The 9,072-nt window shown below is 67.2% G+C and carries 10 protein-coding genes and 1 pseudogene; all 11 read right to left on the bottom strand.

Translation table 11 applies throughout. The annotated features are described in order from the left end of the window. Nucleotides 1–157: 157 nt before the first annotated feature. Nucleotides 158–607 carry a DUF2550 domain-containing protein gene (locus ACFWY6_RS40450; protein ID WP_135331165.1) on the bottom strand — a complete coding sequence of 150 codons (450 nt, stop codon included), beginning with the start codon at nt 605–607 and terminating at the stop codon, nt 158–160. Nucleotides 608–736: 129 nt separating this feature from the next. Next, a complete protein-coding gene (locus tag ACFWY6_RS40445) occupies nt 737–1,111 on the bottom strand; it encodes a F0F1 ATP synthase subunit epsilon (RefSeq protein ID WP_266870814.1) in 375 nt (124 codons plus the stop codon). A gap of 109 nt (nt 1,112–1,220) precedes the next feature. Then, nucleotides 1,221–2,663 (bottom strand): F0F1 ATP synthase subunit beta, encoded by a 1,443-nt coding sequence (atpD, locus tag ACFWY6_RS40440; RefSeq protein WP_384701370.1) that lies wholly within the window; start codon nt 2,661–2,663, stop codon nt 1,221–1,223. Continuing rightward, nucleotides 2,663–3,580 (bottom strand): F0F1 ATP synthase subunit gamma, encoded by a 918-nt coding sequence (locus ACFWY6_RS40435; protein ID WP_384701367.1) that lies wholly within the window; start codon nt 3,578–3,580, stop codon nt 2,663–2,665. Before ACFWY6_RS40435 ends, atpD begins: the two co-directional genes overlap by 1 nt. Nucleotides 3,581–3,600: 20 nt before the next feature. Then, nucleotides 3,601–5,199, bottom strand: coding sequence for a F0F1 ATP synthase subunit alpha (gene atpA, locus ACFWY6_RS40430; protein ID WP_384701364.1), 1,599 nt, complete (start codon nt 5,197–5,199; stop codon nt 3,601–3,603). A gap of 127 nt (nt 5,200–5,326) precedes the next feature. Next, entirely contained in the window at nt 5,327–6,148 is an 822-nt protein-coding gene (locus ACFWY6_RS40425; protein ID WP_384701361.1) for a F0F1 ATP synthase subunit delta, read from the bottom strand. After that, entirely contained in the window at nt 6,145–6,699 is a 555-nt protein-coding gene (locus ACFWY6_RS40420) for a F0F1 ATP synthase subunit B (RefSeq protein WP_384701358.1), read from the bottom strand. The genes ACFWY6_RS40425 and ACFWY6_RS40420 overlap by 4 nt, the downstream gene beginning before the upstream one ends. A gap of 40 nt (nt 6,700–6,739) precedes the next feature. Then, nucleotides 6,740–6,985: an ATP synthase F0 subunit C gene (gene atpE / locus ACFWY6_RS40415; RefSeq protein ID WP_384701356.1), complete on the bottom strand. Its 246-nt coding sequence runs from the start codon at nt 6,983–6,985 to the stop codon at nt 6,740–6,742. A 74-nt stretch (nt 6,986–7,059) separates the two neighbouring features. Next, the gene (atpB, locus tag ACFWY6_RS40410; RefSeq protein ID WP_384701374.1) at nt 7,060–7,830 is read right to left on the bottom strand and encodes a F0F1 ATP synthase subunit A; all 771 of its coding nucleotides are present in this window, start codon (nt 7,828–7,830) and stop codon (nt 7,060–7,062) included. A gap of 276 nt (nt 7,831–8,106) precedes the next feature. Continuing rightward, entirely contained in the window at nt 8,107–8,544 is a 438-nt protein-coding gene (locus ACFWY6_RS40405; protein ID WP_384701353.1) for a hypothetical protein, read from the bottom strand. A gap of 262 nt (nt 8,545–8,806) precedes the next feature. Next, nucleotides 8,807–9,072: pseudogene (locus ACFWY6_RS40400) on the bottom strand (undecaprenyl/decaprenyl-phosphate alpha-N-acetylglucosaminyl 1-phosphate transferase); the annotation flags it as partial.

The raw sequence follows: 9,072 nt of genomic DNA, 5'->3' as shown, positions 1-9,072 counted from the left end.
GATATTGTTCTCGTTCACAGCCACCGGGGCGCCCCCCCCACTGCCGCGGCGGGGGACCACGGCCCCCCCCCTTTTTCTCCCCGGCTTCTCATGTCTTGTGGCTGCGGGCCGTTTGTGGCCGGTCGCGCAGTTCCCCGCGCCCCTAAAGGGGCTCCAGCTAGGCCACGTTCACTCGCTGGCCCGGCGGGGCCGCCTCAAGCCAAGCCAGGAAACCCGTCAGCGCGTCCTCGCCCATCGCCAGTTCGAGGCGTACGCCGCGGTGGAGACAGCCCAGCACGATCGCGTCGGAGAGCAGGGCCAGCTCTTCCTCGCCGTCCGGTGCCCGTCGGTCGACGACCTCGATGGCCGAACGCTCGAGGACCCGGCGCGGCCGGGGAGCGTACGAGAAGACGCGGTACCACTCGATCCGGTCGCCGTTGTAGCGGGCCACCCCGTAGCCCCAGCCCTTGCCGGAGGTGTCGCCCTTCTCCGGGGCGTTCCAGCGCAGGCTGCAGTCGAAGGTGCCGCCGGACCGCTGGATCAGCCGGCGGCGCAGTCCGAAGACGAAGAGCCCCACCAGTACCAGCGCGACCAATACGAGTCCGCACACGAGCAGAGTGAGGATCATCGGCACCGACCTCCTCGCCTCTTCGAAACGGACCAACAGAATTGCACCCGCATTGCCTCAGCCGCGACCCGCTCCGGATTGCTCCGGATCAGGCCGCGGCTGAGTCACGTCAACGCCGACACGCTGGGTTCAGCGCGTCGCCACCGCCCGCAGTCGGACGTCCGCGCGACGCTCGGCGGAGGCGTCGGCCTCCGACTTCGCGCGCTCGAGCGCCCGCTCCGCGCGCTGGACATCGATCTCGTCCGACAGCTCGACGATCTCAGCAAGCAGTGACAGCTTGTTGTCCGCGAAGGAGATGAATCCTCCGTGGACGGCGGCGACGACAGTGTTGCCGTCGCTCGTACGAATGGTCACCGGGCCCGACTCCAGCACACCCAGAAGCGGCTGGTGACCGGGCATGACGCCGATGTCGCCGGACGTGGTGCGCGCGACGACCAGGGTGGCCTCGCCGGACCAGACACTGCGGTCCGCGGCGACCAGCTCGACATGCAGCTCAGCAGCCAAGGGTGGCTCCTCGGGTCACCACCCGGCGGCTTCGCCGGGTGTTGGGTCAAATTCTAGTGGGCGTACCGGGAGGGGCGGGACGCGCCCACCCCTCCCATGAGTCAAGGACTCAGGAGACGCCGAGCTCCTTGGCCTTCGCCTTGAGGTCCTCGATGCCACCGCACATGAAGAACGCCTGCTCGGGGAAGTGGTCGTACTCACCGTCGATGATCGCGTTGAACGCGGCGATCGACTCGTCGAGCGGCACGTCCGAACCGTCCAGGCCGGTGAACTGCTTGGCGGCGTGGGTGTTCTGCGACAGGAAGCGCTCCACGCGACGGGCGCGGGAGACGACCAGCTTGTCCTCTTCGCTCAGCTCGTCGATACCGAGAATCGCGATGATGTCCTGGAGGTCCTTGTACTTCTGCAGGATTCCCTTGACGCGCATGGCGGCGTCGTAGTGGTCCTGCGCGATGTAGCGCGGGTCCAGGATGCGGGACGTCGAGTCCAGCGGGTCCACCGCCGGGTAGATGCCCTTCTCCGAGATCGGACGCGACAGCACGGTCGTCGCGTCGAGGTGCGCGAAGGTCGTGGCCGGGGCCGGGTCGGTGAGGTCGTCCGCGGGGACGTAGATCGCCTGCATCGAGGTGATCGAGTGACCACGCGTCGAGGTGATGCGCTCCTGGAGGAGGCCCATCTCGTCGGCCAGGTTCGGCTGGTAACCCACCGCGGAGGGCATGCGGCCGAGCAGGGTCGAGACCTCGGAGCCGGCCTGCGTGAAGCGGAAGATGTTGTCGATGAAGAACAGCACGTCCTGCTTCTGCACATCGCGGAAGTACTCCGCCATGGTCAGACCGGCAAGGGCGACACGCAGACGCGTGCCCGGCGGCTCGTCCATCTGACCGAAGACCAGGGCGGTCTTGTCCAGAACGCCCGACTCTTCCATCTCGTCGATGAGGTCGTTGCCCTCACGGGTGCGCTCGCCGACACCGGCGAACACGGAAACGCCCTCGTGCAGCTTGGCCACACGCATGATCATTTCCTGGATGAGGACGGTCTTGCCGACGCCCGCACCACCGAACAGACCGATCTTTCCACCCTTGACGTACGGGGTGAGAAGGTCGACGACCTTCAGGCCGGTCTCGAACATCTCGGTCTTGGACTCGAGCTGGTCGAAGGCCGGGGCCTTGCGGTGGATCGCCCAGCGCTCGGTGACGTCCTTCTCGGCCTCCGGCTCGTTCAGGATCGCGCCGAGGGTGTTGAACACCTTGCCCTTGGTGATGTCACCGACCGGGACGGTGATGCCGTCGCCGGTGTCGGTCACCGCGGCCTGGCGGACCAGACCGTCGGTGGGCTGCATGGAGATCGCGCGGACCACGCCGTCACCCAGGTGCTGGGCGACCTCGAGGGTCAGCGTCTTCTTGGCGCCGTCCAGAGCCGGGTCGGCGACCTCGACGTGCAGGGCGTTGTAGATGTCCGGCATCGCGTCGACGGGGAACTCCACGTCGACGACCGGGCCGATCACCCGGGCGACGCGGCCCGTGGCAACGGCCGTATCAACAGTGGTCGTCATTACTTGTCACTCCCCGCGGTCGCGTCGGCCAGGGCACTGGAGCCACCGACGATCTCGCTGATTTCCTGGGTGATTTCGGCCTGGCGGGCCGCGTTGGCAGAGCGGGTGAGCGCAGTGATCAGATCACCCGCGTTGTCGGTCGCCGACTTCATCGCGCGGCGCGTGGCGGCGTGCTTGGAAGCAGCCGACTGGAGCAGCGCGTTGTAGATGCGGCTCTCGACGTAGCGCGGCAGCAGGGCGTCGAGGACGTCCTCCGCCGACGGCTCGAAGTCGTACAGGGGACGGGCCTCGTCCGTCGTGCCCGCCTCCTTGGCCACCTCGTCGAGGCTCAGCGGGAGCAGCCGGGAACCGACCGCGTCCTGCGTCATCATCGAGATGAACTCGGTGTAGACGATGTGGAGTTCATCCACGCCGCCCTCGGCCGAGTCCTTCTCGATGGCCTCGATCAGGGGTCCGGCGATCACCTTGGCGTCCGCGTAGGAAGGGGCATCCGTGAAGCCCGTCCACTGCCCGGCGATCTTGCGCTCACGGAAGTTGTAGTGCGCGATGCCACGGCGGCCGACGATGTACGTGTCGACCTCCATGCCCTGGCCCTGCAACTTCGCGGTGAGCTGCTCCGCACCCTTGATGGCGTTGGAGTTGAAGGCGCCGGCCAGACCGCGGTCGCTCGAGAGGAGCAGGACAGCGGCCCGGGTCGGAGCCTCGGCCTCGGTGGTCAGCGGGTGCTTGTCGCTCGCACCCGTGGCCACCGCGGTGACCGCGCGCGTGAGCTCGGTCGCGTACGGAGTGGAGGCCGCCACCTTGCGCTGTGCCTTGACGACACGCGAGGCGGCGATCATCTCCATCGCCTTGGTGATCTTCTTGGTCGCGGTGACGGATTTGATGCGACGCTTGTAGACCCGGAGCTGGGCTCCCATGAGTCAGGTCCCTTCCGTCGTCACTTGGACACGTCGACGGCGGCCGGAGCGTCCTCGCCGAGCAGCTTGCCGTCCGACGTCTCGAACTGCTTCTTGAACTCCGCGACGGCGTCAGCCATGGCCGTGATCGTGTCGTCGGACATCTTGGCGCCCTCCTTGATGGAGGTCATGAGGCCCTGCTCCTTGCGGTGCAGGTGCTCGAGCAGCTCGGTCTCGAAGCGCCGGATGTCGGCGACCGGGACCTCGTCCATGCGGCCCGTGGTGCCGGCCCAGATGGAGACGACCTGGTCCTCGGTGGCCATCGGCTGGTACTGCGGCTGCTTGAGCAGCTCGACCATCCGCTGACCGCGCTCGAGGGAGGCCTTCGACGCGGCGTCCAGGTCGGAACCGAAGGCGGCGAACGCCTCGAGCTCACGGAACTGGGCGAGGTCCACGCGGAGGCGTCCGGACACCTGGCGGATCGCCTTGTGCTGCGCGGAACCACCGACTCGGGAGACGGAGATACCGACGTTCAGCGCGGGGCGCTGACCGGCGTTGAACAGGTCCGACTCCAGGAAGCACTGGCCGTCGGTGATGGAGATGACGTTGGTCGGAATGAACGCCGACACGTCGTTCGCCTTGGTCTCGACGATCGGGAGACCCGTCATCGAGCCCTTGCCCATCTCGTCCGACAGCTTCGCGCAGCGCTCGAGCAGACGCGAGTGCAGGTAGAAGACGTCACCCGGGTAGGCCTCGCGCCCCGGCGGGCGGCGGAGCAGCAGGGACACGGCGCGGTAGGCGTCGGCCTGCTTCGAGAGGTCGTCGAAGACGATGAGGACGTGCTTGCCCTCGTACATCCACTGCTGGCCGATGGCCGAACCGGTGTAGGGCGCCAGGTACTTGAAGCCCGCCGGGTCGGACGCCGGGGCGGCGACGATGGTCGTGTACTCGAGCGCGCCGGCCTCTTCCAGGGCACCGCGCACGGAGGCGATGGTGGAGCCCTTCTGACCGACGGCGACGTAGATGCAGCGCACCTGCTTGTTCACGTCGCCCGAGCGCCAGTTGTCGCGCTGGTTGATGATCGTGTCGACGGCCAGGGCGGTCTTGCCCGTCTGGCGGTCGCCGATGATCAGCTGACGCTGGCCACGGCCGATCGGGGTCATCGCGTCGACGGCCTTGTAGCCGGTCTCCATCGGCTCGTGCACCGACTTGCGGTCCATGACCGTGGGGGCCTGCAGCTCGAGGGCGCGGCGGCCGGACGTCTCGATCTCGCCGAGGCCGTCGATCGGGTTGCCGAGCGGGTCGACGACGCGGCCGAGGTAGCCCTCGCCCACCGCGACGGACAGGACCTCGCCGGTACGGGTGACCGGCTGGCCCTCTTCGATGCCGCTGAACTCGCCGAGGACGACGGCGCCGATCTCGCGCTCCTCAAGGTTGAGGGCGAGACCGAGGGTGCCGTCCTCGAACTTCAGCAGCTCGTTGGCCATGGCCGAGGGGAGGCCCTCGACCTTCGCGATGCCGTCACCGGCAACGGTGACCGAACCGACCTCCTCGCGCGAGGCCGCGTCCGGCTTGTACGCCTGGACAAAGTTCTCCAGTGCGTCCCGGATCTCCTCCGGCCGGATCGTGAGCTCCGCCATCTGGGTTCCCTGCTCTCCTTGTTGGGCCCGAAGTTTCACTTTGGGGGTCTGGGGACTCCCCCCAAGTAAGAGGTGAATCCTCTGCACGGCCCAACTAGGGCCGTAATTACTACGTCTTGCGTTACTGCTAGCTCGCCATGCGGCGGTGCGCGTCCTCGATGCGGTCCGCGATGCTGCCGTTGATGATCTCGTCGCCGACCTGCACCGTGATCCCGCCGAGGACCTCGGGGTCCACGTCGAGGTTCAGGTGCATCTGCCGGCCGTAGACCTTCGCCAGGACGGCGCCGAGGCGCTGCTTCTGCTGGTCCGAGAGCGGCACAGCAGAGGTGACGACGGCGACCATCCGGTTCCGGCGGTCCGCGGCCAGCTTGGAGAGGGCCTCGAGTCCGTCTTCCAGGCTACGTCCACGGGGCGCGGTCACAAGGCGCTCCACGAGCCGCTCGGTCACCGCGTTGGCCCGGCCGCCGAGCAGGCTGCGCAGCAGCTCGCTCTTGGCCGCGCCCGTGGCGCCGCGGTCGGTGAGCGCGGACCGGAGGGCGGGGTTCGAGGTGACGATCCGGCCGAACCGGAACAGCTCGTCCTCGACGTCGTCAAGCGCGCCGGACTTCTGCGCACCGGTCAGGTCGGCGAGGTTGGCGAGCTCCTCGAGGGCGTCCACCAGGTCACGCGACTGCGACCAGCGCGAGCGGACCATGCCGGCCACCAGGTCGGCGGTCTCGCCGCCCACCTGCCCGCCGAGCAGCCGCCCGGCGAGCTCGGCCTTGGACTCGCCGCTCTGCGACGGGTCGGTCAGGACCCGGCGCAGCGAGACCTCACGGCCCAGGAGCGCGGTGACAGCGGCCAGCTCGTCCGCGAGCTTCTTCGCGTCGACCGACGTGTTGTCGGTCAGCGCGTCGAGGCGCTCGCGCGCGGCGGCCGTGGCCTCGCGGCTAGCTCCGTGCGCTGTCATCGAGTGGCCTCGGCCTTCTCCTCGAGCTCGTCGAGGAAACGGTCGATCGTGCGGCTCTGCCGGGCGTGGTCCTCGAGGGACTCGCCGACGAGCTTGCCGGCCAGGTCGGTGGCCAGCTGGCCCACGTCCTGACGCAGCGTCTGCGCGGCGGCCTTGCGGTCGGCGGCAAGCTGCGCGTGGCCTGCGGCGACGATCTCCTCGCGCTGACGCTGGCCCTCGGCCCGCATCTCGGCGATGAGCTGGGCGCCCTGCTCCTGCGCCTCCTGGCGCAGACGCGCGGCCTCGTGCCGGGCCTCGGCGAGCTGAGCCTTGTACTGCTCAAGCACGCTCTGGGCCTCGGTCTGAGCGGCCTCGGCCTTTTCAATACCGCCTTCGATCGCCTCACGGCGCTCGTCCAGAACCTTGTTGATGTTCGGGAGGAGCTTCTTCCAGAAGAAGAAGAAGACGATGGCGAAGGCGATGGTGCCGACGAGCAGCTCGGGGCCCGGCGGGATGAGCGGGTTCTGCTCCTCCGCATGCTCGGCCGCCAGCTGTACCAGGTTGGCGATCACATCAGTGCCTTTCGTCGAACGGGCTAATCGTCTTGGGCGATCAGGAGCCGTAGACGAACGGCATGACGATGCCGATGAGGGCGAGCGCCTCACAGAAGGCGAAGCCGAGGATCTGGTTGGCGCGGATCAGGCCGGCAGCTTCGGGCTGACGCGCCCGGGCCTCGGTGCCCTTACCGAACACGATGCCGACGCCGATGCCCGGGCCGATGGCCGCGAGGCCGTAGCCGATGGAGCCGAGGGCCTTGATGTCACCCTGGAGGGCGGCGAGCTCGAGAGTCGCGGACATGCCGTTACTTCCTTCTCTTTCATGGACCGGTGGGGGTTGGCCACCGGGCGCTTAGGGGGTTGCGGGGAGGGTGCTCAGTGGTGCTCGGCGAGAGCGCCCTGGATGTACGAGCAGGCGAGGAGCACGAAGACGTACGCCTGGACGGCCTGCACGAAGAGCTCGAAGAGGACCATGCCGATGGTCATCACGAAGGAGACACCGGCGGCCGGGATCAGCCAGCTGTTCAGCAGGTACCAGGAGGCGACGGTGAACATCACCAACATCAGGTGACCGGCGAACATGTTGGCGAAGAGTCGCACCGCGTGCGTGAAGGGGCGCACCAGGAGGTTCGAGAAGAACTCGATGAACGACACGAGCCACTTGATCGGGCCAAGCGAGCTGTCGTAGCCGGTGACGTTCTTCCAGCCGCCGACGAAGCCGTGCCTCTTGAAGGTGAGCGGCACCCAGATCAGGTAGACGATCGCCGCGAGCACCGCCGGGTAGGCGATGATCGACGAGACCGGGAACTGGGTCAGCGGGATCACGGACCAGATGTTCATGATCCAGATGAAGAAGAACAGTGAGACCATGAAGGGGACGTACTTCTCGCCCTCCTTCTTGCCCATCGTCTCGTAGACGATGCCGCGGCGAACGAAGTCGTAACCGGCCTCAGCTGCCATCTGCAGCTTGCCCGGGACGACCTTCGCCTTGCCGAAAGCGGCATAGAAGAAAGTGATGACGACGAGCGTGGTCAGCAGAGCGAGCAGCATGACCTTGTTGAACTCGAACCCACCGACGGTGAACATCGGCTTGAAGAGGAACGAGTGCAGGCCCGGAGCCGGGAAGCCACAGCCGTTGTCGGACATGATCCGACAGCTCCAGTCAAAGGCGAGCTCAGTTTGGTCAGCACTCACCGCGGGCTCCTTCGGCGTGACGCATAGGTACGGCAACCTCGTTGTCGTGTCGGCGCGGCGCGCAGCCGCGATTCGGCACCAGACTGGTGTTTCGGATGTGGGCGCGGCGTTCAGGCATCGAGCCTCGCGATCGTGCAGGCGTCAGCTCAGATGCCCGCGCCAGCAGTGCCGCAGTTGGCACCGGACGATAGCAGCATCTCGAACGGCCATTTATCCCGCCCCTACCCTTCACGTCGAGGACCCCGACTTCTCCGGCTTGTCCTTCTGCTCGGAGTCGGGTTCCACGTAAAGGATCTTCGCCTTCATGTGTGCGCGAGCCTGCGCCGCCATCCACGTAATGGTCGCAACCACAAGAGCGGCGGCGAAGGCCTTCGGATTGAAGAGCGTGGTGTCCTTGAACAGGCCCATGAAGATGAGAAGCAGCAGCAGTTGGGCGACGTAGAGCATCATGCCCATCGCCTGGAACAACTGGGGCAGCGATTTCGCCGTCTTCTGCAGGACAAACAGGCCGATCCCCATGAAGGCGATGACCACCACGGTGCCGACGACGGAACCGATCGCTCCCTTGCCACCCGCAACCACACCACTAATGACGGCGACAACGGCGCCGACAGCAGCCGTGGGCACGGCGGTCTGAAGGAGATTTCGGGCGTCTTGAGACGGCATGGCGGCAGCTCCGCTTACTGATGGGGGCAGGGTGTCGTCATGGACGAGCGTAGTCCGGGGTCGAGGGTGTCCCTCGGGCCAACGGACCGTCGCATTACGGCCCTTCGGCTCTATCCCCTGGTTTCGTGAACGGTATCACAAACTATTTGATGAGGTCTTTACCTGTCAGGTGTGCTCGCCATCACACATGAGACTGAGCCTGCGCGTCTGTGCACTCCGCGAGGCAAGTTGTCTGGTATTGGGCGATTTCACCCTCGCCCCGTCAGCTCGACGAGCCGGCCTTGCGCCGATCCTCGAAGCGCGAGCGAGTGCCGACGGCGGTCGCTCCGTTGACGTCCGCGTCGACCGGAGGAAGGAGATCCACCTCCGCTTCGGTCTCTCCCTGCTCATCCGTCCCGGCTGTCGCGTTCGTCTCATCGCCCGCGTCGCCGCCGGCCGCGGCGGCCCGGCGGCGGCGCCGGGAGCGCGGCGGCACGAACGACTCCGCCCAGCGCGGAATGTGCGGGGTGAAGCGCGGCAGCAGGAGCA

This window comes from Streptomyces sp. NPDC059037, assembly GCF_042740015.1.
In the GTDB taxonomy this organism is placed as follows: Bacteria; Actinomycetota; Actinomycetes; order Streptomycetales; family Streptomycetaceae; genus Streptomyces.
This window is presented reverse-complemented; position numbering and strand designations above follow the sequence as displayed.

Coding starts and splice junctions, on each gene's coding strand:
- ACFWY6_RS40450 (WP_135331165.1), bottom strand. CDS start 607: ATGATCCTCACTCTGCTCGTGTGCGGACTCGTATTGGTCGCGCTGGTA.
- atpD (WP_384701370.1), bottom strand. CDS start 2,663: ATGACGACCACTGTTGATACGGCCGTTGCCACGGGCCGCGTCGCCCGG.
- ACFWY6_RS40435 (WP_384701367.1), bottom strand. CDS start 3,580: ATGGGAGCCCAGCTCCGGGTCTACAAGCGTCGCATCAAATCCGTCACC.
- atpA (WP_384701364.1), bottom strand. CDS start 5,199: ATGGCGGAGCTCACGATCCGGCCGGAGGAGATCCGGGACGCACTGGAG.
- ACFWY6_RS40425 (WP_384701361.1), bottom strand. CDS start 6,148: ATGACAGCGCACGGAGCTAGCCGCGAGGCCACGGCCGCCGCGCGCGAG.
- atpE (WP_384701356.1), bottom strand. CDS start 6,985: ATGTCCGCGACTCTCGAGCTCGCCGCCCTCCAGGGTGACATCAAGGCC.
- atpB (WP_384701374.1), bottom strand. CDS start 7,830: ATGTCCGACAACGGCTGTGGCTTCCCGGCTCCGGGCCTGCACTCGTTC.
- ACFWY6_RS40405 (WP_384701353.1), bottom strand. CDS start 8,544: ATGCCGTCTCAAGACGCCCGAAATCTCCTTCAGACCGCCGTGCCCACG.